Here is a 23,337-nt window from a genome sequence, read left to right as displayed (position 1 = left end):
ACCCCACACCGGAGCCCCTACATGGACGCAAACCTCAACGCCGAACTCCTGGACAACCTGCTCACCATCGCTGGCCGACCCGCCCCAACGCGCAAGAGGGTGCGTGTGTGGTCCATGTCCGGCGTCGAGCGGCTGTCCTTCCCTGACGGCGCCACCGCCATCTTCAAGTACGCCAAGAAGCCGTTCGACAACGAGGACCGGGCCCTCCGTCTGGCCCACACTCACGGCGTCCCGGTCCCGAAAGTCCATGCCTCCGCCGTCTTGGGCGGCTGGCTCGGGATGCTTCTGGAAGACCTCGGCCCTGCCATCCGCGAGGCCGACGACCTCGACGGCGCCGCCGCGGCCGTGGTGCTCCACCGCACCCCCACGGCTGCCGGGCTGCCCGTCCTCGGCCGGGCACGGCTGCGTTCACTGCCGAGCCGGGCTCTGGACCACCTCGATCAGCTGCGGAAGGAGGAACGGTGGCAGGCAGCAGACGATATCGAGGACGCCCTCGATCGGATCGTCCGCGCCGCTGAGGCCCGTTCGGCCGGGGCGACGGTGGCACCGTTCGGCTGGGTCCACTCGGAGTTCCACCCCACCAGCCTCCACATCAGCCAGAGCGGCTGGAAACTGCTCGACTTCGCCCGCGCCTTCACCGGCCCCGGACTGCTCGACCTCGCCAGCTGGCACGGCACCCTCGACACCCCAGACCCCGTACGCCTGCGCGTTTTCCTGGAGGTGTACGTCACCGAAGGCGGCACTCCCGATGCCCTCGCCGAGCGTGGTGGGCTCGCCGCCGAGAAGTGGGCGCTGGGCTGGCACCGCATGTGGGCCGTCGAGTGGTTCATGGAGCAGGCCATCCGCTGGATCAACGACCCGTCCACCGACCCCGCATACATCAAGACCGTCCGGCGCCACCTGACCGACGTCCTCCAGCTCCTGGAGGTCTAGATGCTCGCCCAGGCTTCCCCGTGGTATGTCCACGCTCTCCAGCGCACCGAGGCCCGCCCCGCCGAGCCGCTGTCCGTGCCAGCGCGGATGGAGTGGACCACGCGGCTCGGCCGAGGCCCAGGCGCCGAGATATTCGGCGTGGACCTGGGCGGCAAGCGGGTGCTGGAACTCGGCTGCGGCCCCGGCCACAACGCTGCCTACCTCGCCACCCGCCACGGAGCCCGAGTCACCGGCGTCGACCTGGTCGGCCTTCAGGTCCGTCGAGCCCGCTCGCATTACGGACGGCTGAGCAACCTGACGTTCGTAGCCGGCCACGCCTTGCACTACCTACAGGCATCCGACGAGCGGTTCGACGCGATCTACTCCGTCTTCGGCGCGGTCGGCCTCGTCGCCCCCGAACTCCTGCTACCCGCCGTCGCCCAGCACCTCAAACCGGGCCGCACCCTGGCCTTCTCCACTCCCCACCCCCAGCGCGGCGGCAGGCGGCCAACCACTGGTGACCAGCCCTGCCACGACTACGTCACCCTGCCCGACCGCACCCGGCTCCCGATCGCCCGCTGGGACTTCGACACCGGCCGCTGGGAAAAGCACCTCGACCGCGCGGGCCTCTGGCTCACCTCAGCCCGGGAGTTCCACGACGCCCGCGCGGGCGGCTGGCCCACCACCCTGCTGATCACCGCACGCAAGCTCTGATCTCGCCCGGCTTCCTCTGGAGGAACCGATGCGCCTGCCCTTCTTGCTCCTCGACATCGACGGCGTCCTCATACCGTTCCCCGACGACCACGGGAACACCCCAACGACCCACGCCCGCCACGACGTCGTCCCCACCGGCCGCAACGCCGACGATCCGGTCACGGTCTGGCTCAACGCTGCCGACGGCCTCATGCTCATGGACGTGATCCGCAGCGGGCTGGTCTCTCCGGTCTGGTGCACGAGCTGGCGCCAGGACGCCACCACCCTGATCGGGCCGCTCCTCGGCCTCCCGCCCCTGCCGCACGTCGATCTTCCCCGGCCGCAGATCACCACCAGCCACCCCAACGGCTACCTCTGGAAACGTGACCACGTCGATGCCTGGCTGGGCGACGCACCGGCCGTGTGGATCGACGACGACTTCACCAGCCTCGACCACGCCTGGGCCGCGGAACGCACTGCCCACGGCGCGGCAACCCTTCTTCTACAGCCCGATCCTCGTGTCGCGCTGCAGGCTGAGCACCTGGTCGAGGCTCTGGAATGGGCCGGGCACTTGGCTGTAACGCCAGCTTGCGGGTCCGGTGCTTCGCACGGAACCGAAGCAGCCTGACGTGATCACAGGGCAGGGTGCTGATGGTGCCCTCGCCGCGAGGAGCGGTGAGGGCACCAGGCTGGATCAGCGGCGTCGACGAGTCTGGGGCGCTATCGGCGTCGTCCTCGTTCCTCGGGCCTGATGTTCACCGGTGTGGCCACGGGCTGCGGTGCCTGCGTAGTGCGTGTGGTGTTGAGAGTGCTTGGCGTGCGTGCTGCCTGTGCGCGCTTGTTCGGCTGGGCGGTGATGCGCCAGTTGAGGACCTCGGCCGGGCGTTCGGCGGAGTCGAGTTCTCGGCGGGCGCTGACTTCGGCCAGCAGGTGGCGGGGGTTGTGGCCGGCGGATTCGGCGCGTGCCAGGGTCGTGGCAAGGGCGGGCCAGGCAGGGTCGGTGAGGATGCGGTCGGCGTGGTCGGGAACGGCCTGGCGCACGGCGGCCTCGAAGCGCTGGACGGTCTGGGGGCGTGGGGCGCGTCGGGCGAGGTCCGCCAGGACGGGCTCGGCGGCCTGCTGGTAGCTGGCATGCAGGTGGCGGACGGCTTGTTCGGCTGCGGCGGCCTGCTGCTCGTGGCCGCGTTGCTCGTGCCACTTGGCGGCGGCGCGGGCCAGGTGCAGGGCGGCGAAGACGAGAGCGATGGCGAGGCCGCCGGGAAGGTTGGGGGCGTAGGCGAGTTCCTTGGCTGCTTGGCGCAGCCCGGTGGCAGCGTCGTGATCGGCCCGGATCGCCGAGCGGCGGGCGCGGTTGAACGCCTGGGCTGCCGCTTGCAGTTGCTCCTGGTGCGGGCCGGGTGTGGCGCGGGCGAGGTTGTGCAGGGTGTCACCGAAGGCTTCCAGGTGCCCTTGGGCCACGGCATCGTCTCCCGCATCGAGAACCGTCCAAGCCGTGCGCACGGCGGATTCGGTACGGCGCCACGAGTCGGCCGGGTCCACCACCTGCTGGGGTCGGTCGGCCACCTCCTGGGTGGGGAGGCGTTCGGTCAGGCGGTTGTAGGACAGGTCGGGGGCGAGTTTGGAGCCGCCGTACCAGATGGTGTCGCCGGGTGCGGCCAGGCTGTAGCCGTCCACTTCGCCGGTCTTGGCGCTGATGCGCGGCTTGACCTGGATCCCGAGCGAGCCCAGCACGGTGAAGTACTCGTCGATGCTGTGCACGGAGGCGGCGACCCCGTATGCCTGCTCGCGCAGCCACTCCCGGGCGGTCACGTCCTGCCCCTGGCGCTCGGCCTTGGCCCGCTCGGCCCCGGTCGGCGTGCGAGGAGCGGTGAGGTCGCCGGACTTGAGGCGGCGCAGCCCGAACTCGGCCTCGATCTTGCGGCATTCCTTCTGGGCCCGCCAGCCGTCGCGGTTCGTACGGGGTCGGCGGCCGTCGGCGCGGACGGTGGTGGCCAGGATGTGGATGTGGTCGTCGGCGTGGCGGACAGCGATCCATCGGCAGGCTTTCTCGTCGCCTTCGGGTGTGATGCCGGTGGCGGCGACGACGCGGCGGGCGACGTCGGCCCATTCGACGTCGGTCAGGTAGCGGTCACCGGGCGCGGTGCGTACCGGGCAGTGCCACACGTGCTGCGGTGGCTTCTTGCCGAGTTCTCGGGTGCGCAGGTCGACGTGGTGGTCGAGGCGGTTGGCGAGTTGGGTGTAGGTGGCCTCGGGGTCGCGGCCGGGGTCGGGGGCACCGGTGAGGTCCCAGGCGGCCACGATGTGCGGGTCGGTGTGCTCGTCGCGCCGGCCGGGCCCGAAGAGGTAATTGATCAGGCCGCGGGTGTCGGCGCCGGTGGAGATGTCAGGCACCATGCGCGGCGCCTTCCTCTATGAGCTGGTCCATCAGCCGGTAACTGGCCTCGGCGGCTTGCTCGATGTGGTCGAGTACGGCCTCGGTGCGCTCGGGTATCGCGCCGGAGTGGACGACCATGGTGATCTGGTTGAGGTTGGTGCCGATCCGGTTCAGCGCCTTGGTGTGTGCCTCGACGGCCTCCACCAGCGGGCGGATGGGGTCGTCCTCTGGGCTGCCAACCCTGTTCGCCTTGCCGAGCGCAACCGCCAGGGCGGCGTCGCCGACGAACCCGGCGAACGTCTGGCCGCGCCGCTTGGCTTCGTCATCGATGGTCTGTACGGCGGTCGCAGTGAAGCGGATGGTCTTGTCTCGGTCGCGCTTCTCGGTGGTGCGCTTGCGGTTCATCCGCGCGGGCAGCACCGGGGCGTCAGGCTCACGCCACGAGGGCTGCTCGACAGGCGGCCGTTCATCGGCAGGCACATCGACATGCGGGACGGCGGGGTGCTCGGCGCTGTCGACGTGGGGCGCGGCGTTGGGCTCGACCTTCCCCTCCCCCGGCTCGGGTGCCCGCTGGCGCCCGGCCCCCTCTTCCTCCGCCACCCCTGGGGCGGGGGCAAGCGCGGACGAAGCCTCGTTAGAGGCTCGTTCGCTCCAGCTTGCTGCTGTTCGTCGGCCCAGGCCGAACCATCCCCAGCGGCGGGAGGACGCGGGGTCGGTGTCGTTGTCAGTGTGCATGGTGGTGCTCCAGTGGCAATGGGGGGTGGGGCTGTGTCACATCCGTTGCATGCGTCGCATGCCTGGTCAGCACAGGTACGGACACGAGCCCAGGTACGGAGAAGAGCGTCCCGGCGAGAAAGTCCGTCCCCGCGCTGACCTGCGCGGGGACGGTTGCGACGCACTGCTACGGACTACGCCCCTGGTGGGATCAGAGAGTGCGCTTCGGCCCCGCGGGACCGCCTGGCGGGCCGACGGGCAACGAACCCGCCGGGGCGGCAGGCGCCTTGCCCTGGGCCGGACGGGCAGGCGCACCGCCGTATGCGGGCTCGGGTGTCGCCTCGGTGAGGTGGGGGCAGTGGCGGGCCCAGGCGTCCAGGAACCGGTTGCGTGTGTACGCCTTGGCCTGCCTGCCGCCCGCGAAGCGGTAGTTTGCCGGGCGGATGTCGAAGTCCCGCAGCAGGAAGCCCAGGTGGTGGGCGTTCAGTCCCTTATTGCCGTGCTCCGCCCACGGGGCATCGGCGTCCTGGATCAGCGCGGCGACCAGGTCCTGGCTGGACAGGACCTCGGGATTGTTCGCCCGCTCGAAGATGCGGTGGATGTCGCGCAGCAGCCGCACCTTCACGTTGGTCTGCTCGTCCTGGACCGCCTCGAATCGGGTCATGGCCACGCACGCGGCACGGGCCTGGGCAGGCCAGTGACCGCCGGCCAGGTCGGCGATGATGACCAGCGGCTCCCAGGTATCCGCCGCCCGGTCTTCCACCGGCATCTGCGGCACCCTACGGGCCGCCGTGCTCCGCAGCGGCCCCAGCCAGGCAGCCAGCCGGCCACGCAGCGCGTTGAGTTCAGGCGCTGCGTACCGCGAGCGGAACGGGGCGACCTTCTCGCCGGGCTTGCGCTTTTGTATCCGCAGCACGACCGACCGATCTGTGATGGTGTCGGGCAGGTCACCGATCCCCGCGATCGCGGCCATCGCAAAGGTGGGGAACGGGGTGGGCTTGTGTTCCGGACCGGAGATCCGCCAGGCGGGCCGGTTGCGCTGATGGCCCGCGTTGAGCAGACCGCGCAGGATCTCGCTGTCGCCACTCGCCTTGGGGCCGAAGATGGTGTCCGCCTCGTCCACCAACAAGGTGGGCGGGATCTTGCCGATCGTGCGGAAGACGACCGCCGGAGAGGTGTTCACCGTCATCATCGGGTCGTGGACCGTCTCGTAGAGCACGTCCAGCACCCGGGACTTGCCGCACCCCTTGGTCGCACTCATCACCGCCAGGCGGGGAGCGTGCTGCAGAGCGGTCTGGATGTGCGTGGCCGCCACCCACAGAGTGACCGCGGTCAGCGCCTCCTGGCTGGGAAGCACCACGTACTTGCCGATCGCCGCCCGCAACTCATCCAGCAGCACGGCACCGTCACCGGCTGCCACGGCTTCGGCACCGTCACGGTCCCCAGTGCCCGATCCGTCATCGGGGACCGTGACCTTGGGATGCACGGGACCGTCGGTCCCCAACGGCGTGTAGGCAGCACGGTCCCCGTTGCGGTCCCCTGGTGCAACGTGCGCATCTTGGGGACCGGTCCCCGTTGCCACGCCGCTGGCCTGAGCGTTTCCAGCAGACGGAGAGATCGGGGCCATAGCTTGCGGGGACCTGGAAGCGGGCACATCGCGGGGACGGTCCCCAGCTGCCGTATCGACGGCACGCTGGTCCCCGAGCGCGGCCCCGTCCGCCGAAGGCTCAGGGGTCCTCGCTGCGGGCGGCGGTGTGTCCGCCTGGTTCTCGCGGCGCCAGGGGATGCCCTGGCCGGGGACGGCGGCGATGGGCCAGATCGTGGGGGATGTGTCCGTAGTGGTGGTGGACGTAGAGTCCTCCATAGACGTTCCTCTCCGGTGAGGGGCAGGACGGGCAAGGTCCCGTCCCTCACCAGCTCGTTCGTTCAGGGATGGGCGATCAGTTGGGGAATCTGAGGCCCTCGGCGATGAATCGCCGGGGGCCGCTTCTCTGCCCGCGTCAGCTGCGGGGTCAGGCCGTGAGGTCGTACGAGGTCTGGGCGTTCAGCCACGCATCCACCTCCTGCCAGCGGTAGCGCAGGTGCCGGCCGACCTTCAGGACGTTGGGGCCGATCCGGCGGTGGCGCCACTGGTAAAGGGTCTTCACCGGCACGCCGAGGTAGACCGCGACCTCCTCCGGCGTGGCCAGCGGCGCACGGCCCGCACCACCGGCATCGGCTGCGGGGCGGGGGTTTCGGGGCATGGGGCTCCTTCACGGGAATGGCGGGATGGACAAGACAGCCACAGGTTGACTGCGGCGTCCAGCGGCATTGTGCGGAAATTCCACGGCCGCACCAAACGGCACTTCACCGAGTGGGACCAAAACCGTAGACCCGAATCCCCGGTTGCCGAAATCACGCCGGAAAGCGAGAGGCCCTGTCCGGTCTCTTCCCAGATCGCCTCCACCCCACCGGGCACGCCAGCCGGCACCAAAGCACCAGGCCAGAACCACCACGAGCCCCCAGACCAGAGGCCATCAGACGCCTCTCCGCTTTCGCGGCGCGGGACCATACCATGGAAATCCGGCTTTGCCGAGCCGCCTAAATAACCGGCGCCAGCAAGTTTTCTAGGGTTCTTGAGTAACCCCTTGCCATGGCCGGCATTTTCGAGTTACAGCTATCCGTCATGGCTACCCGACCAATCGAAATAGGCCCTGCCGGAATCCGAACCGCGCGCAATATCGAGCGCCTGCGCCTCGCGCGCGGCCTCTCCCAGCAGCAGCTCGCCGAGCGCTGCACCGCCCTCGGGCGCCCCATGACCAACACCGCCCTCAGCCGCACCGAGCGCGCCCGTCGCCGCTGCGACGTCGACGACCTCGTCGTCATCGCCACCGCCCTCGGCGTTGCTCCTGCCTTCCTGCTCCCGGTCTCCCTGGTGGCGCCGCGTGGCTGAGCCGTACGACCGCTGGCACAAGAAGCGGCCGCAGGCCGACGAGGAGAAGTGCACGGCCCACAACAAGGTCCCCTCTCGCGAACACGGTCGCGGCAAGAGGTGGTTGGCCCGGTGGCGCGACCCTGACGGCGAGCAGCAGAGCGAGAGCTTCGACCGGTACGAGGACGCCCGGCAACATCTCACCAAAATGCAGGGCAGCGTCGACGACGGCACGTATGTCGACCCCAGGAAGGGCGAGGCCCAGCTCAAGGCGGTGGCCGAGCAGTGGCTGGAGAACCAGACTTTCGACAATCCCCGGACCTACGCCCAGTACGAGTCCCGCGTCCGCAACCACATCATCGGGCCACTGGGCTCACTCAAACTGCGCCAGATCAAGTCGTCCACCGTGCAGACCTGGATCAAGCGCCGGCTGCAGGTGCTGGACGAGACGACCGTCGGGCTGGTCTTCACACACCTGTCGTCGATCCTGGCCATGGCCGTGGACGACGACCTGATCGCCAAGAACCCTTGTGAGACAGGGTCGGTGAAACGCGTCAAGCCGAGGCGGTCGAAGAAAGCGGCGAAGGACGTGCCGTTGTCCTGGGAGCAGACGGACGCCGTGCGCGAGCACCTGCCCGACCGCTACCAGGCCACCGTCGACTGCGGCCGAGGACTCGGCATGCGACAGGGCGAGATCTTCGGGCTCAGCCCCGAGGACGTCAACTGGCTACAGAAGGACAAGGTCGTTCACATACGCCGCCAGATCACCCACGACCGCGGCACGCTCGTCTTCGCCCCGCCGAAGGGTGGCACAGACGACGACCCCAAGGACCGCTTCGTACCGGTCGGCGACGAGTTGGCCGTGCGGCTCGCCGAGCACATGCGCAAGCACCCGCCGGTCGAGGTCACCCTGCCGTGGATGACCAAGGACGGTGAGCCGGTCACCGTACGCCTGGTGTTCACCACGCGGGAGCGCAAGCCGCTGAACAAGAACTACTTCAACTACCTCTGGAAGGATGCCCTGGAGGCGATCGGCGCGATAAAGGCCGTCAACGGCAAGCCCGTTGGCAAGGGCCGCAAGTGGGAAGAGTGCCGGGACAAGATGATGCACGCCCTGCGGCACCTCTTCGCTTCCGAGGCGATCAACGAAGGTGTCGACGTCTACACCCTCGCCGACCTCCTCGGTCACGAGGATCCGGCATTCACACTGCGCCGGTACGTCCACCGCGTGACGGGCGCGGTCGAGAAGGCCCGCAAGGCGATCGGCCAGCGCTACCGGTTGGCAGCATGAACCGGTAAGTGGCGAATGTGACGAAGGGCGGCCTGGGTTCCCCTCAGGCCGCCCTTCCTGACAGCCTGGACGACGTACCGCCTACGGCAGACCGTCAACGGTCTCCGGATCATCGGAAAGAACGTCAGAAATGAACTCCTGGTAGCGCTCTACTTCCGCATTGAACTCGGAGTTGTCTACATCCAACATCTTCGACCGGCCCGGCAACCCTGCGAGTTCACGGAGAGTCGGTTCGAAGTCCGGCTCAAGGCCCTTGTGACACGTGCCGCAGAGCGTGACCAGATTCTCCTCCGCTGTGGGGCCGTGCATCCTCCACGGGACGAGATGGTGCACATGGAGTTCCAAGTCGATGTGGTCAGTTGCCTTACGTCCGCACACCACGCAACGATAGTTGTCCCGCTTGAGCACCTGCATTCGGAGCTTCCGAGAAGGCGCACGGCGTCCCACAGCATCGTCAGGCAGATGCTGCGTGTCGACAAAGCCGAACCCGCCAACCTCGATCGCGCCGTCGCGCATGCACTCAGACGGGGCGATGACGTGAGGCAGGCGAGCCTCAGCGACTTCCTTCTCGACAAGCGCGTTGCCGCCAAGTCTGACGTAGAGGGACAAACTGATGTCATCGTGCACCGACACCCAGCCCTGTCCCATCGCGGTCCATGCTCTGCTCACACGTTCAGGGTCCATCAGGCTCGCGGCACGGATCTCCCAACCAGGGTGCCGTTCAGACCAGCCCGCCCAGTGAGTTTGGGCCGCCCAGAAGGGCAACCCGCGCCGGTTGGCTCCAAGCGTGAGTGCGTAGTAGTCGCCATCGGGCGCAAACCGCTTCATCTCCGCCAGGGTCCGCGCGAGTTCGGCTTCGCCGGATAACCGATCCTCTTCCATGCATTGACTGTCACACAGAGCACTGACACAGGGGGCCGACAAGGGGGCAACCGCCCAACGGGCGCCTTCACCTGGCTTGATCCGCTCAGGTTTCGAACAGTTGCGGGCGCCACCCACGGATATCCTCGTCGAACTCACCGTCCCGAACGGCGCTGAGGGCCGCCGCGTAGCCGACCTCGATGGCTCGGGTGAAAGCCTCTACTAACTCCGTAGGTGCGTAGACGTACCCGCTCCCGGAGCAGAGGTTCGCAGCCGCTTCCGAGGCGGCACGGGCATCCACCTGATCGGTGGCTGCATAGAAGTTGGCGACAGCCTCTACCAGACCGTCGAGGTGTACCTGGGAAGAGTCAGTCATGACAGGCAGCCTTCGCGCCGCGTGTCCTCCTGAAACGCCCCGTCGGTCAGTCAGTCTTCTGCAGTGTGCACCGCTCGTGCACCGGCCCTGCCGCGGACTCCGCATCGAAGCAGGTCAGACCCGTTTCCCACCTCTACTTCGACATCTAAGAACGCCGCAGGGCGGGACGGATCTCCGTCCCGCCCTGGGTCGTTTCCGGCCGTCGGCCGTGTGCTCCCTTTCCGGGGAGGCGCGGGCGGCGGCCGTTTTCGTGGTTGGGCGTCACGCGGGTCGGCGAGAGGCCGTCGAGCTGTGCGGAGTCCTGAAGCTCCGCACGGCTACGGGGCTTTGCTCCGCGCTGCTTCGGGGCTTTGTGGGGCGCGGCTCCCGAGTCGTTGCCTGCTGCCGCAGGGAGGGTGGCGGGTCAGTGGGTGGGCTGCTGGGCGTAGGGCGGGAGGGGCGGTTCGGTGAGTTGGGGGAGCGTCGGGGCGGTGGACCTGATCAGGAGGGCGGCGGCCAGGCCGGCGAGGAGTGTGATGCCGACCGACCACCACAGGGCGGAGGTGTAGCCGGCCAGCGTTGCCCTGGTGATGTAGTCGGCCAGCTGCGGCGGAACCCCTCGTGGGTTCAGGATCCGGCCGTTCCGGGCCGCATCGGCGAAGTTCTGCCCGAGACCGGGTACCCGTTCCATGCGGGCGGCGATGGCCGAGGACAGGACGCTGCTGAACAGTGCCGCGCCGAGCGCCCCGCCCACCTGGTTGGCCGTGCTGGTCACTGCCGAGCCCCCGCCGGAGTCCGGCGCGGCGAGGCCGGCCGTGGCGAGGGAGAGGAGCGGCATCAGGGCCATGCCGAGGCCGAGGCCGGCGAGGAGCGTGCCGGGCAGGATCACGGCGCCGTACGGGCTGTCGGGCGTGAGGAGGGCCAGCAGCACCAGGCCGAGCGCGGTGAGCAGCAGGCCAGGAGCGATCAGGTTGCGCGGTGCGATGCGGTGCAGCAGGCGGGCGGAGATCTGGGTGGAGCCGATGACGATCGCGACGGCCGTGGGCAGGATCTCCAGGGCGGTGCCGATCGGGGAGTAGCCGCGGATGTTCTCCAGGTACCCCGTCAGGGTCGGGAAGAGGGCGAACGTGCCGGCGCCGGCCAGGAACAAGGTGACGAAAGAGCCGACGCGATCGCGGTCCCTGGTGGCGTACGGGGGGAGGAGCGCGGTGGGCGCGCTGGTCTGCCACCAGGCGAAGGCGATCAGCAGGACGACGCCGAGCACGAGCAGGGCCGGCACCAGGAGGTCGGTCCAGCCGCGCGAGCCCGTCTGCTCGAAGCCGTAGATGAGGGCGGCGATCCCGCCGGAGCCGAACAGCAGGCCCGGCGCGTCGAAGCGGGGGCCGGTGCGGACCGGGCGGTCGTGGACCAGGGTGGCCGCGCCGATCACGGCGATCAGGGCGAGGGGGACGTCGACGAACAGGCACCAGCGCCAGCCCAGGGATTCCAGCAACTGGCCGCCGGTGAACAGGCCCACCGTCGAGCCACCGGCGGCGATCGCGGCGTAGACCCCGAACGCCCTGCCTCGGGCCTTCGGCTCGGGGAAGTTGGACGCCACCAGGGCGAGTGCGGCCGGCGACAGCAGCGCGGCGAAGACGCCCTGGACGGCGCGGGCCGCGACCAGCATGCCGGAGGTGCTGGCCAGGCCGCCGACCGCGGCAGCCACCGCGAAGCCGACCAGGCCGGTGATCAGCATCCGTTTGCGGCCCACCAGGTCCGCGAGATGCCCACCGAGCAGCAGCAGCCCGCCGAAGGCCAGTTCATACCCGGCGAACAGCCAGTTCACGTCGTCGGCGCGGAGGTGCAGATCGACCATGACCGACGGCACCGCCATGCGCAGGGACGCCGCGTCGAGCAACACGAACAACTGCACGAACGCGACCACCGCCAGGCCCCACCAGCGCCAGGGGTGCGGGGCCGACGGGTCCGGGGCGAGCGGCGGGGACGGAGGTGCGGGCCAGGTGTGGGAGGCCATGCCCGGGGGTGGTCCGAATCCCTGCGGGGGGACGGCGTACGCCGGGGCCGTGGGCGCGTACGCGGGCGGCGGGGGTGCCGACGGCTGCGGCTGCCCGGACGGGATGCGCGGGTCCGCGAGGGGCACCGGCGCGCCGGCGGGCGCGGCACCGGGCGCGCCGGCGGTCGTCTCGGGGGCGAAGTCCAGCAACTTCGCGGCGTGACGGCCGAGTTGGGCCAGCACCGCGCCCGGCAGCCACTCCCCGTCCGTGCCCGTGCCCGTGTCCGTGTCGGTGTCCGCGTCCGACGCGGTACGGGCCGCGACCTGCTGGAGGGTGGGCCGCCCGGCCGGGTTCTTGTCGAGACACCGGCGTACGAGATCGAGCAGCGACTCCGGTACGCCGGTCAGGTCCGGCTCCTCCTCGGCGATCCGGAAGAGGTGGGCGTTCAGCCCGGTCTCCGTGGCGCCGAAGAGCAGGCGTCCGGTGGCGGCGTAGACGAGGACGGCGCCCAGGCAGAACACGTCGCTGGCGGGGGTGAGTTCGAGACCGCGTACCTGCTCGGGCGACATGAAGCCGGGGGAACCGATCAGCATGCCGGTGCGGGTGTGCAGGCTGTCTCCGGCGAGGCTGTCCATGGCCCGCGCGATACCGAAGTCGATCACCCGCGGCCCGTCCACCGTCACCAGCACGTTGGACGGCTTGAGGTCCCGGTGGATCAGGCCCGCGTCGTGCACCGCCTGGAGGGCGAGGGCGAGGCGGTTGGCCAGCACCCGCACGGAGTTCTCGGGCAGCGGCCCGAAGTCGTTCGCCACCACGGTGGTCAGGTCGGGCCCCGGGATGTACTGGGTCGCCACCCAGGGCACCGTTGCCTCGGTGTCGGCGTCGAGCACGGCTGCCGTCCAGGAGCCCCCCACCTTCCGGGCGGCGGCCACCTCACGGGCGAAGCGCCTGCGGAACTCCGGGTGCTGCGCGTGCTCGGCCTGGACGACCTTCACCGCGACGGTCCGACCGGCCTCGGAACGGCCCAGATAGACCAGGCCCATACCGCCGGCGCCCAGGCGGGCGATCAAGCGGTACGGGCCTATACGCGTCGGGTCTGAGGAGATCAACTGGTCCACGGTGGAAAGGTAATCCACGGCACGGGCCGCGGCACCGGATTCCGCGCTTCCTCGTCATCCTTCCTACCGTGGACTCCAGAACTCCAGAACTCCAGAACTCCAGAATTCCAGATCACTGCATCACTGCATCACTGCATCACTGCATCGCCGCATCGCCGCGCCGCGGCGGCGTTGGACCGCTGGACGGCCGCGCCGCTGCCCGAGAGCGGCCGTGGGGCCGGTACCGACGCGTCCGGCCCGGGGCGTGTGGCGATCCGGGCCGGGCGTCGGGGCAACCGGGCGGGCAGGGTCAGCAGTTGTCGTAGATCAGGGCGCGGACCAGGCGGCAGGTGGTGTCGGAGGGGCGGTGGACGCCGATGGCGAGGGCGGTGGTGCGGATCTTGCCGTTGGTGGCGTGCTCGGGGCGGTAGACGCCGGTGTCGAGCAGGGCTATCGCCAACCGCATGGCCTTCAGGCGGCGGTTGTGGGATTCGTACCGCTCGCGGGGCCATCCGGCGGGGAGCGGTTTCTTGGGCAGCGGGTGGGTCGGGAGAGGCTTCGTCATGAGTGTGGCTGCGGCCATCCGGCGGACCTCCTGGAGCGTTGAGAACCCTCACTGACTGGTTCCCATTCTACCGCCGGGCACTGACAAAAGCCGCTGGCCAGCGGGGATTTGGGGGTGGTGGGAGGCGGCCCGCGCGAGTGGGTTTCAGGGGGCCGTCGCGGCCGTCTCGCGCAGGCGCTTCTTGTCGGGCTTGCCGACCGGGGTGAGGGGGATGGTGTCCAGGACGTGGACGGCGACGGGAGCGTAGAGGGCGCCCTTGTGCGCGGTGACGTAGGCGCGGAGGGCGGACAGCGAGACCTCTTCGGCGGAGTGCCCGGGGGCGGGGACGATCGCGGCGTGCACCTCTTCCGCGTCGTCGGGGGTGCGGACTCCGTAGACGGCGGCGTGGGCGACGGCCGGGTGGGTGTGGAGGAGGTCCTCGATCTCCGTGGGGTGGACATGGCCGCCCACGACGATGACGACGTCCTTGAGGCGGTCGACGAGGTAGAGGCGGCCGTCGGCGTCCAGGAGGCCGACGTCGCCGGTGCGCACCCAGCCGTCGCGCAGGACCTGCGCGGTCAGTTCGGGCTGCTTCCAGTAGCCGGACATCACGCCGCCGGAGCGTACGTGGATCTCGCCCGGCTCCCCTGGCGGCAGGTCCCGGCTGTCCGCGTCGCGGATGGCGAGGGTGACGCCGGGCAGCGGGCGGCCGACGCTCATCGGGCCGTCGGTGGCGAGGGCGGTGTGGTCCCCGGGGCCCGCCTCGGTGATCGACATCGCCTCGGACTGGCCGTACCACCCGTACAGGACCGGGCCGAAGACCTCCGCCGCACGGCGCATCCGGGAGGGGGAGGCGACGCAGCCCCCGTAGGTGATGCGGGCGAGGGAACTCAGGTCGGTGGTGGGGAGGGTGGGGTCGTCGAGGAGGCGGTAGAGGAGCGGGGGCAGCAGCCAGAGGTGGGTGATGCGCTCGCGGGCGATGGCGGCCAGCACGGCGGTGGGGTCGAAGCGGTGGTGGAGTACGACGCTGCCGCCGTCCGCGAGGGTGAGGTCGGCCATGATGCCCGCCAGGTGGGCGAGCGAGGTGCAGGCCAGGAGGCGGGGCGGGTCGCCGGCGCCCGCCAGGCGCAGGCCGCCGAGCATCCCGGCGAACGGGGCGTGCGCCATCCGGACTCCCTTGGGGATACCGGTCGTTCCGCCGGTGTGGCGGATGCACCAGTCGTCCTCGGGGCGGGCGGCGCCGGCCACGGTGGGGGTGACGGGGAGCGCGGCGCAGGCGGCCACGAGGTCGGGGCCGAGGGGCGCCCGGTCGCCGGGCGTGCCGGCAGCCGTGCCCGGGGCCGGCTCCCCTGCGGGGCCGGGTACCGGGCCGAGGGTCATGACCTGGGGGCGGGGGCCGGTGAGATGGCCGAGCAGGGCGTACGCGGTGTCGCGCAGCGCCGGGTCGACGAGCAGCAGGGCGGTCTCCACGCTCTCGGCGATACGGGCCAGGGTCTCGGCGGCCATGCCGTCGTAGAGGAACACCACCCGCGCGCCTATGAGGTTGGCGGCGTACCGGGCGGCGAGCACTTCCGGGAGGTTGCCGCTGAGGAGGGAGACGGTGTCGCCGCGGGCGATGCCGTGGTCGGCGAGGACGGCGGCCATGCGGTGCACGGTGGCGTGTAAGGCGCCGGCGGTGATGTCGGGGCGGTCGTCGGCGGGGGTGAGGACGGAGCGGGCGGGGTCGCGGGCCAGGACGGCCAGGACGGTGTCGACGTAGCTGGTGAAGGCGGGGGCGGGTGCCGGGCCGGCTGCCATGGCGGAGCTCCTTCGACAGGAAGAAACAGGATGGAAACGGATGAAAGGACGGAAGTGAACGGGCCGGGCCGGGTGCGGCCGGCCTGCGGCACCTCCGACGGTAGGGCGGTTCGTTCATGCCTTCCATGACCAATATCGCCATGTGGTCATGACCGGAGTGACATGAGGCAGCCTCGGGGCCCCTCGGCCGCGGCGAGGACCCCGGTGACGCGTACGGGGTCGGCGTACGGGGTCGACGTCCGGAGTTCGGAGGGTCGCCACGGGAGCGCGGCAGCGTCGCCCGCTAAGGAAAGCGAGGTGGTATGCGGTGAATAGTTGCAGAATCAGAGGATGTCCGAGTGGGTAACCTGCGGTTCACATACGGGCAACGGATGGGAAACGGCCTGTTGCGAGAGTGCAGCGGTACGCCCGCACGCGTACCCGCACCGACCCGTATAAGAGGACCCCGTGACCATCAAGGCCGAGTACATCTGGATCGACGGCACCCAGCCGACCGCCAAGCTCCGCTCCAAGACCAAGATCCTGGCGGACAGCAGCACGCTTCCGCGGTGGGGGTTCGACGGTTCCAGCACCAACCAGGCCGAAGGCCACTCCTCGGACCTCGTCCTGGAGCCGGTGTTCAGCTGCCCGGACCCGATCCGCGGCGGTGACCACCTGCTGGTGCTGTGCGAGGTGCTGAACACCGACCTCACGCCGCACCCCTCCAACACCCGGGCCCTGCTGCGCCCGGTGGCGGAGCGGTTCGCCGCACAGGAGCCGATCTTCGGCATCGAGCAGGAGTACACCTTCCTCAAGGGCGAGCGCCCACTGGGCTTCCCCGAGGGCGGCGGCTTCCCGGCCCCGCAGGGCGGCTACTACTGCGGTGTGGGCGCCGGCGAGATCTTCGGCCGGGAGATCGTCGAGAAGCACCTCGACCTGTGCCTGGCCGCCGGCCTCGGCCTGTCCGGCATCAACGCCGAGGTCATGCCCGGCCAGTGGGAGTTCCAGGTGGGCGCCCTGCCGCCGCTGGAGGTCGCGGACCACATGTGGGTGGCGCGCTGGCTGCTGCACCGTACGGCCGAGGAGTTCGGCGTCACCGCGTCGCTGGACGCCAAGCCGGCCCGGGGCGACTGGAACGGCGCGGGCGCGCACACCAACTTCTCCACCCGCGCCATGCGCGAGGGCTACGACGCGATCATCGCGGCCTGCGAGGCGCTGGGCGCGGAGGGCAAGCCGCTGGAGCACGTCCGCCAGTACGGCACCGGTATCGAGGAGCGGCTGACCGGCGCCCACGAGACCGCCCCCTGGGACCAGTACTCCTACGGTGCCTCCGACCGCGGTGCCTCGGTGCGCATCCCGTGGCAGGTCGAGGTCGAGAAGAAGGGCTACATCGAGGACCGGCGGCCGAACGCCAACGTGGACCCCTACGTGGTGACGCGGCTGATCGTGGACACCTGCTGCACGGAACTGGAGCGCCGCGAACAGGTGTGACGCCGACGCCCGGACTGCGCGAGCACGGGCGCGAGTTGGGGCCGGACCGGCGGGTCCGGCCCTTTCGCGTGCCCGGCCGGCGCCGGACGGTCGCCGCTCGCGGGCGCGCGGGGGCCCGTTGTCAGTGGCGGGTGGCACGCTGGGACCATGCTTGCGATCACCGCCAAGACCGAGAGCGGGCCGGCCGTCGGGCGGCCGACCGCGGACCAACTGACCGCCCTGCTGCGGCGGATCGGCGCCGAGGGCGACCACTTCGTCGTCGTCGAGCGGCTCCCCGACGAGGACCAGGCCTTCGTGCAGACCTGGCGGGAGGGCGACGGGCCGTTCGCCGTGGAGTACCGCGACGGCGGGCCGGACCGGCACTTCACGGCCGAGACCGCCGACGCCGACGAGGTCATAGCGGTCATGCTGGCCTGGGCGCGCGGTGCGGAGTCCTGGCGTACGGCGCTCGACTGGCGGCCGGCGGACCTGTATTCCACGCCCGGTCTGGAGCCGGAGACCCGCGAGCGGGCCGAGGAGCAGGCCCTTGAGGACATCCGGTCCGGCTTCTGGACGTACGAGGACGTCGTGCAGGGCGTGTGCGACGCCTTCGATCCCGAGGAGACGCCGGTCACGCGGGACGAGGCGCGGCGGATCGTCGCGGGCCTGTGGGAGCAGCGGCTGGCCGAGCAGGCGGAGTGGCCCGAGGTGACGGACGCCGACCGGGTCGAGCGGGCATTCACCGCGCTGGATGCGCAGGGGCTCACCGCCCGTATGCACTTCACCTGTTGCAGCAACTGCGCGCTCGGCGAGATCGGCGCCGAGCGCGCCGGGGCCGACCGCGGCTTCGTCTTCTTCCACTACCAGGACACCGCCGCGGCGGCCGGCGGACACGGTCTCTCGGTGCGGTACGGCGCGTACGAGGATTCCGGGGCGGACCGCGCCGAGGTCGGGCGGACGGTGGCGGGCGCGCTGACCGGCGCCGGCCTGACGGTGGAGTGGAACGGCGATCCGGACACGGTCATCGACGTCACCCCGCTGGACTGGCGCAAGCGGCTGCCGACGGGGAATTGAGCGGAGCGGAGGGGGCCGGCGTGGGGACACGGGGGCGAGCGGTGCGGCGCGGGGCGCTGCCGTGGGCGGCACCGCTGTATGTGGGGGCGTTGCAGCTCGGGGCGTATGCCACCGGCCGGCTGCCGGGGCGGCGGCGCACGGAGCTGCTGCGCACGCACTCCACCAATGTCGCCAATCTGCGGGCCGGCCGGTGGGGCACTCTCGCCACCAGCGCGGCGTTCGTGGAGGAGCCGCTGCCGGTGGCGTACGGCACGGCGCTGCTGGCCACCCTCGGTACGGCCGAGGCCCGTTGGGGCGCCGGGCGGGCCGCGGGGGTGTTCGCGGCCGGGCACGTCGGCGCCAGCCTGCTGGTGTACGCGGGCCTGCGCGCCCGGAAGGCCACCCGCGCCGATGCCACCGCGCGGGCCGTCGACGTCGGGGCGAGCTACGGCTTCTACGCCACGCTCGGCGCCCTCGCCGCGACGGTCCCGCACCGGGGCGCACGGCTGGCGGCGACCGGCGGGCTGCTGGTGCCGGTCGCCGTGCCGGTGGTCCGCCGCGGCCGGACGTTCACGGACGCGGGGCATCTGACGGCGCTGGCGCTCGGGATGGTGATGGGCGCCACAGGGATCACAGGAGCGGATTTCGGCCACCGCGCGAGGCGCCCGGGGGCGGTTCCGCCGGGCAACTCCGTTGCGGGGAAGGGCAGTCGGGGACGCTCCCTCGCCGGTCCCGCGGGTGGGGCGGCCGGCGCGCGGCGGGATCGTGTCATGGCGGAGGTGGTGTGAAGGACAGATCAGGGGCTGTCTGGTTCAATAGGGCCATGGCCAGCCTTACCGACACCGCGACGGGTCGCAGCGACCTTGAGCCGTTCTGGCCGTCCCGGCAGGCGCACGCTTTCGACCGTCTGTGTTGCCGCGCGCACTGAGCGCGGGCCCGCACCTTCCCTTCCCGACACCGCTGACCGGTGTCTCCAGCCCTGCCCGCGCGCACGACGTCCCCCGACGATCCCCCTGCGCGAAAGAGCTGACTCCCGATGACGAATCTCCGTACCGTTCCCGCCGGTTCCGCCGTTCCGCACCCGCCGCACCAGCGCCACCGGCTGCGCGCGGTGCCCTCCGACGAAGCCCTCCCGTCCCCCGCCACCGCCCCGGGCGGCGAGGCGCCACGCCACAGTGCGCAGCAGGTCGCCGAGCTGCTGAACTCCGGCGCCACCTGGCTCCCGGCGCCGCAGCACAGCCTGCCCGCGCTGCCCGGCCAGCCGCCGATGGTCGGCTATCTCGTCCTCGTCCCGGCCGAAGCGGCTGCCGCCCCGCAGCCGTCCGCCGATCCCGCGCCGCCGGGATGGACCGGCGACGAGACCGTACGGATCGACCCCGAGCAGCGGACCGTGCAGGTCCGGGGCCGGCAACTGGACCTGACATACCTGGAATTCGAGCTGCTGGCCCATCTGGTCGCGCATCCGCACCGGGTGCACACCCGCGACCAGCTGGTGACCACGGTGTGGGGGTACGGGCATGTCGGCGACGGGCGGACCGTCGATGTCCATGTCGCCCGGCTGCGGCGGAAGCTGGGCGTCGAGCACCGCTCGTCGATCGTGACCGTGCGGCGGGTCGGGTACAAGTACGTGCCGAGCACGTGAGCCCGGGGGCGGGCGAGGGAGCTCAGGCCCCCTTCCCGTCCTCCCGCAGGAGCGGGCAGCGGCGGTGCAGCGTGGTCGCCCCGGCCGCCACCAGCAGTCCGGCGCCGGAGGCGAGCAGCAGGCCCTTGACCGGGGAGTGGGTGAGCGCCGCGCCGCCGAGGCCGCCGAGCGCCGAGCTGAACAGCGCCCAGATGGCCGCGCCCACCGCGTCCAGGGCGATGAAGCGGCGCAGCGGGAAGCGGACGCTGCCGGTGGAGAGGGTGGCGACCACCCGTCCGCCGGGGAGGAAGCGGCCGGCGACGATCAGCACGGCGGCGTGCCGTTCGACCATCGCGCGGGCGCGCAGATGGCGGGCCCGGCCGCGTTCGCCGCGCAGCAGCCGGGCGATCGCGCGCGGGCCCGCGTAGCGGCCCACGGCGTAGCCGAGGCAGTCGCCGGCCAGCGCCCCGACCGCCGCGACGCCCGCGAGCAGGGCGAGCGGTGGCAGGTCGGGGCCGATGAGCACGGCGACCAGGACGACGGTGCTCTCGCTCGGCATGAACGGGAGCAGTGCGTCCAGCCCGGCGATCAGCAGGACGGCGAGCCAGAGCCAGGGGGTTCCCAGCAGGGCGTGCAACGGGTCGGTGAGACGGTCCAGTTGGTCGAAGAGGCTGAAGGCGAGCGGGGTCGCAGGGACGGGAACGAGCTGGTCAGGCATGCTGGCGGACCGGCGGGCCGGTGGTCGGTGGCGGGGCCTGCGGTGCGGTCCACGGCGGCCGGATCGCCGGCGGAGCGAGCCATACGGGGCCGTTGCCGAGGACGGCGTGCTCGGCGCGGGCCGCCAGTTCCCTGCGGTCCAGGGTGGTGCCCGCGGTCGGCAGTGCCGGGTGGGCGGTGAGGCGCACGGTCAGCGCGCGGGCGGTCAGGACGCGACGCAGGGAGGCCGCGAAGGTGTCGTCGCCGCAGAACGCGGCCACGGTGCTGGGCCGGCCCTGCTGGGCGTAGCTGACCGTCAGCGGGCGGACCGGTGCGCCGGCGTCCAGGGCGGCCTGGAAGGTGGCGCGGCGGAAGGCGCCCCGGTCGGCGGTGCACCAGGTGGTGGCCTGCGGGAAGACCGCCACCGAGCGCCCGGAGGCCAGCAGGTCGGACAACTCCCGGACAGTGCAGGGGAGTTTGCGGGGGCTGGTGCGGTCGATGAAGTGCGTGCCGGCCCGGCGTGCCAGGCCGCCGACGACCGGCCAGCGGGCCACCTCGCGCTTGGCGAGCAGGGTCATCGGTTCGGCGGCGAGCAGCGCGACGATGTCGAGCCAGGAGATGTGGTTGAGGACGGTGAGGGTGCCGGGGCCGCCGGCTTCCGTCCCGGCGTCCGGCAGCGCGCCGGCCCCCTCCGCCTGGATCCCTTCCGCCTGGATTCCCAGCGCCGCCAGCAGGGCCCGCGCGTGTGCCCGCAGCCGTACCGGATCCGCCAGGCGGTCGCCGTCGGTCAGGGCACGGCGCGCCGCGGCGGCGAACGCGGCGGCGCGGCGGGCGGTTTCGCGGGCCGGGACGCGCGGGGCGGTGTGGCCGGCGCAGTGCGGGGTGCAGACGGACCGGACGTCCCAGGGGCCGTTCACCGGTCCCCCAGGAAGAAGCGGCGGTAGCGTTCGCCGAGGCGCTCCATGTCGAGGACGACGAAGAAGTCGGCGGTGCCGAACGCCGGGTCGTGGGCCGGGGGGCCGCCGATCCATGCGCCGATCCGGAGGTAGCCGCGCAGCAGCGGCGGGAGCTGGGCGAGGGTGGGGCGCTCGGGCAGCGGGCCGGTGGGGCGCCAGGGGCGGTGCGGGGCGACCCGGAGCCCGGCCGGGGCGGGGTAGCGGGTGAGGGCCAGCGCCCAGGCGTGGCCGGCGGCGGTGCCCCCGTCGGCGAGCGGGACGGAGGCGCAGCCGGCGAGGTAGCGGTGGCCGGAGAGCAGGGTGTAGCGGGCGAGGGCCGTCCACATCTGGTTGATGACGGCGCCGCTGCGGTGGTCGGGGTGGACGCAGGAGCGGCCGGCCTCGATGAGGGAGGGGCGCAGCGCGCCGAGGGCGGAAAGGTCGAACTCACCGTCGGAGTAGAGGCGTTGGCTGCGTCCCGGGGGCAGCAGCCGGTAGGTGCCGACGACGGCGCCGGTGGCGGTGTGGGTGACGACGAGGTGGTCGGCGAGGTCGTCGACGGCGTCGATGTCGTGGCCGGGGAGGGGGGTGTCGAGGGCGGCGCCCATCTCCTCGCCGAAGACCTGGTGGCGGAGGCGCTGGGCGGCGCGGATCTGTTCGGGGGTGTCGGCGATCTCGGCGGTGTAGTCGGGGGCGGGGGCGGCGTCCGTGGCCGCGGCGTCCGCGGTGGGAGAGGTGAGTCCGGGGCTGCCGGCGGACGCGGTGGGTGCCATGCTCATCAGAGCCTCCGTAGGTGCTGCTGGTTACACCCCGTCGGGGTGCACATACCCAATGACCTGGCGTTCTCCTACACGGCAGACTGTCCCCGTGTGCGGCGGCCGGGCGCGTGAAGCCCAGGGAGCGTACGGATGAGGCTCCGCAGAACACTGGTCGCCGCGGCACGGGGGGGCTCGGGGGCTGTCCGGTGGGTCGAGGGCGGGGGGCGGCAGCCGTGGAGGCGGCTGCGACCTGGTCCGCCCGACCGCCTCCGCGCCGCCAACTCCCGTAGCGGGGAACGCGGTACGGACCGATTCCCCGGCTGGAAGGTCGTCCGGCCGCCGCGTACGCTGACCGGCACGTTCACGAGCAAGGGGAGCAACGACATGGGCACCGCAGCCGACAAGGAATGGCTCTACGGCCTCGACATCTCCGACGCCACCTGGCAGCGCCCGCCCGGCGAGGCCCCCGACGCGGAGGCGGTGGAGATCGCCTTCCTGGAGCGCGGCGCGGTCGCGATGCGCAATTCCACGGACCCCGAGGTGGTGCTGCGCTTCACCGAGGCGGAGTGGCAGGCGTTCGTCCTGGGCGCCCGGGACGGGGAGTTCGACCTCTCGCGGTGACGCCGGAGGTATGAGGCGGCGCCCCGGAGCGGGGTACGGCCCGGCCCCGGTGGCCGGGCCGGCGCCGCGATCACCCGTCCGGGGCGGCCCGGTGCTTCGGTGACCATCACAGGATTCACTCGTTCCACGGAATGTGGAGCAGCAGCAGGCGGCAACCCCGCGTCCGGACCGCACCTCCCCCGGCAGCCCGGCGGAGGCCGGTGAGGCCATCGACGTCGAGCAGGCCGAGGCGGCGCTGGTCGAGCACTACCCCCGGCTGGCCCGGCTGGCGTATCTCGTGCTGCCGCCGGGCCCGAGCCGCGGCCGGCGGGTGCTGGCCGCGCACGCGGTGGTGCAGCGGGCGCTGCCGCGGCGGCCCGGCCCGGGGACCGGTCCCGGTCTGCCCGCCCAGCGCCACGGCTCGGCGGAGGCCGTCGACCCGGGTTACGCGCTCATGCGGCTGCGGGTGCTGCGCACCGCCCTCGCGGCCGGGCGGCGGTTCCGGCTGCCGGCACCGCTCCCCCAGGTCTGGGGCCTGCGGCTCTTCCCCCGCTCCGGCGGCGCCGACGAACTCGCCCTGGACCAGGCCCTGTCGGCGCTGTCGGCGCCGGGCCGGGCGGCGTTCGTGCTGCGCGACCTGGAGCGGCTGACGGCGCAGGAGGCGCGCCGGGTGCTGGAGGCC

The 23,337-nt window shown here is 71.7% G+C and carries 22 protein-coding genes and 1 pseudogene; 11 read left to right on the top strand and 12 right to left on the bottom strand.

Annotation, left to right across the window (positions count from 1 at the left end; translation table 11 throughout):
- Positions 1–21: 21 nt before the first annotated feature.
- Genes IEZ17_RS08595 through IEZ17_RS08585 form a run of 3 tightly spaced genes read left to right on the top strand, consistent with a single transcriptional unit; the run spans position 22 to position 2,233 of the window.
- Positions 22–933, top strand: a complete 912-nt coding sequence (locus tag IEZ17_RS08595) for a phosphotransferase family protein (RefSeq protein WP_189298103.1) — start codon at positions 22–24, stop codon at positions 931–933.
- Positions 934–1,626 (top strand): class I SAM-dependent methyltransferase, encoded by a 693-nt coding sequence (locus tag IEZ17_RS08590; RefSeq protein WP_189298101.1) that lies wholly within the window; start codon positions 934–936, stop codon positions 1,624–1,626. It begins immediately after the preceding gene.
- 28 nt (positions 1,627–1,654) lie between these two features.
- Positions 1,655–2,233, top strand: coding sequence for a hypothetical protein (locus IEZ17_RS08585; protein WP_189298099.1), 579 nt, complete (start codon positions 1,655–1,657; stop codon positions 2,231–2,233).
- 92 nt (positions 2,234–2,325) lie between these two features.
- On the opposite strand, the gene IEZ17_RS08580 is transcribed toward IEZ17_RS08585, so the two are convergent.
- The 4 genes from IEZ17_RS08580 to IEZ17_RS08565 form a co-directional block, all read right to left on the bottom strand.
- Positions 2,326–3,999, bottom strand: a complete 1,674-nt coding sequence (locus IEZ17_RS08580; protein ID WP_189298097.1) for a relaxase/mobilization nuclease domain-containing protein — start codon at positions 3,997–3,999, stop codon at positions 2,326–2,328.
- Complete coding sequence (locus IEZ17_RS08575) at positions 3,989–4,714, bottom strand: MobC domain-containing protein (RefSeq protein ID WP_229852073.1); 726 nt, start codon at positions 4,712–4,714, stop codon at positions 3,989–3,991. The genes IEZ17_RS08580 and IEZ17_RS08575 overlap by 11 nt, the downstream gene beginning before the upstream one ends.
- A 190-nt stretch (positions 4,715–4,904) precedes the next feature.
- Positions 4,905–6,077, bottom strand: coding sequence for a DUF3631 domain-containing protein (locus tag IEZ17_RS08570; protein ID WP_189298375.1), 1,173 nt, complete (start codon positions 6,075–6,077; stop codon positions 4,905–4,907).
- 628 nt (positions 6,078–6,705) lie between these two features.
- Entirely contained in the window at positions 6,706–6,936 is a 231-nt protein-coding gene (locus IEZ17_RS08565; RefSeq protein WP_189298095.1) for a helix-turn-helix domain-containing protein, read from the bottom strand.
- A gap of 422 nt (positions 6,937–7,358) precedes the next feature.
- Between IEZ17_RS08565 and IEZ17_RS08560 the strand changes: the two genes are divergently transcribed.
- Positions 7,359–7,625, top strand: a complete 267-nt coding sequence (locus IEZ17_RS08560; RefSeq protein WP_189298093.1) for a helix-turn-helix domain-containing protein — start codon at positions 7,359–7,361, stop codon at positions 7,623–7,625.
- Entirely contained in the window at positions 7,618–8,895 is a 1,278-nt protein-coding gene (locus tag IEZ17_RS08555; RefSeq protein WP_189298091.1) for a tyrosine-type recombinase/integrase, read from the top strand. The genes IEZ17_RS08560 and IEZ17_RS08555 overlap by 8 nt, the downstream gene beginning before the upstream one ends.
- A gap of 81 nt (positions 8,896–8,976) precedes the next feature.
- Here the strand turns inward: IEZ17_RS08555 and IEZ17_RS42145 are convergent, their stop codons facing one another.
- From IEZ17_RS42145 to IEZ17_RS08530, 5 genes are all read right to left on the bottom strand, one after another.
- On the bottom strand, positions 8,977–9,777 hold the full coding sequence (locus IEZ17_RS42145; RefSeq protein ID WP_229852069.1) for an HNH endonuclease: 801 nt from the start codon (positions 9,775–9,777) through the stop codon (positions 8,977–8,979).
- Between the two features lie 85 nt (positions 9,778–9,862).
- Complete coding sequence (locus tag IEZ17_RS08545) at positions 9,863–10,132, bottom strand: hypothetical protein (protein ID WP_189298089.1); 270 nt, start codon at positions 10,130–10,132, stop codon at positions 9,863–9,865.
- A gap of 403 nt (positions 10,133–10,535) precedes the next feature.
- The gene (locus tag IEZ17_RS08540; RefSeq protein ID WP_189298087.1) at positions 10,536–13,223 is read right to left on the bottom strand and encodes an MDR family MFS transporter; all 2,688 of its coding nucleotides are present in this window, start codon (positions 13,221–13,223) and stop codon (positions 10,536–10,538) included.
- 289 nt (positions 13,224–13,512) lie between these two features.
- Positions 13,513–13,785 carry a hypothetical protein gene (locus tag IEZ17_RS08535; protein WP_189298085.1) on the bottom strand — a complete coding sequence of 91 codons (273 nt, stop codon included), beginning with the start codon at positions 13,783–13,785 and terminating at the stop codon, positions 13,513–13,515.
- Between the two features lie 126 nt (positions 13,786–13,911).
- On the bottom strand, positions 13,912–15,543 hold the full coding sequence (locus IEZ17_RS08530; protein ID WP_189298083.1) for an AMP-binding protein: 1,632 nt from the start codon (positions 15,541–15,543) through the stop codon (positions 13,912–13,914).
- 447 nt (positions 15,544–15,990) lie between these two features.
- On the opposite strand from IEZ17_RS08530, the gene glnII reads away from it, so the two are divergent.
- The 4 genes from glnII (at position 15,991) to IEZ17_RS08510 (ending at position 19,687) form a co-directional block, all read left to right on the top strand.
- A complete protein-coding gene (gene glnII / locus IEZ17_RS08525) occupies positions 15,991–17,013 on the top strand; it encodes a glutamine synthetase (protein ID WP_189298082.1) in 1,023 nt (340 codons plus the stop codon).
- A 147-nt stretch (positions 17,014–17,160) separates the two neighbouring features.
- Positions 17,161–18,066, top strand: a complete 906-nt coding sequence (locus tag IEZ17_RS08520; RefSeq protein ID WP_189298079.1) for a DUF6891 domain-containing protein — start codon at positions 17,161–17,163, stop codon at positions 18,064–18,066.
- Between the two features lie 20 nt (positions 18,067–18,086).
- Positions 18,087–18,833 carry a rhomboid-like protein gene (locus IEZ17_RS08515; protein ID WP_229852066.1) on the top strand — a complete coding sequence of 249 codons (747 nt, stop codon included), beginning with the start codon at positions 18,087–18,089 and terminating at the stop codon, positions 18,831–18,833.
- 248 nt (positions 18,834–19,081) lie between these two features.
- Complete coding sequence (locus tag IEZ17_RS08510) at positions 19,082–19,687, top strand: winged helix-turn-helix domain-containing protein (protein WP_189298077.1); 606 nt, start codon at positions 19,082–19,084, stop codon at positions 19,685–19,687.
- A 22-nt stretch (positions 19,688–19,709) separates the two neighbouring features.
- Here the strand turns inward: IEZ17_RS08510 and IEZ17_RS08505 are convergent, their stop codons facing one another.
- From IEZ17_RS08505 to IEZ17_RS08495, 3 genes are read right to left on the bottom strand one after another with little or no spacing between them, the layout of a single operon-like run.
- Positions 19,710–20,384 (bottom strand): DedA family protein, encoded by a 675-nt coding sequence (locus IEZ17_RS08505; RefSeq protein ID WP_189298076.1) that lies wholly within the window; start codon positions 20,382–20,384, stop codon positions 19,710–19,712.
- Complete coding sequence (locus IEZ17_RS08500) at positions 20,377–21,279, bottom strand: lysophospholipid acyltransferase family protein (RefSeq protein ID WP_229852064.1); 903 nt, start codon at positions 21,277–21,279, stop codon at positions 20,377–20,379. The genes IEZ17_RS08505 and IEZ17_RS08500 overlap by 8 nt, the downstream gene beginning before the upstream one ends.
- Complete coding sequence (locus IEZ17_RS08495) at positions 21,276–22,076, bottom strand: GNAT family N-acetyltransferase (protein ID WP_189298072.1); 801 nt, start codon at positions 22,074–22,076, stop codon at positions 21,276–21,278. The genes IEZ17_RS08500 and IEZ17_RS08495 overlap by 4 nt, the downstream gene beginning before the upstream one ends.
- Positions 22,077–22,439: 363 nt before the next feature.
- Between IEZ17_RS08495 and IEZ17_RS08490 the strand changes: the two genes are divergently transcribed.
- Together IEZ17_RS08490 and IEZ17_RS42140 are read left to right on the top strand one after the other, a co-directional pair.
- Positions 22,440–22,676 (top strand): DUF397 domain-containing protein, encoded by a 237-nt coding sequence (locus tag IEZ17_RS08490; RefSeq protein ID WP_189298371.1) that lies wholly within the window; start codon positions 22,440–22,442, stop codon positions 22,674–22,676.
- A 133-nt stretch (positions 22,677–22,809) separates the two neighbouring features.
- Positions 22,810–23,337: pseudogene (locus IEZ17_RS42140) on the top strand (hypothetical protein); the annotation flags it as partial.

It is taken from the genome of Streptomyces albospinus (genome assembly GCF_014648695.1).
Taxonomy (GTDB): Bacteria; Actinomycetota; Actinomycetes; order Streptomycetales; family Streptomycetaceae; genus Streptomyces; species Streptomyces albospinus.
This window is presented reverse-complemented; position numbering and strand designations above follow the sequence as displayed.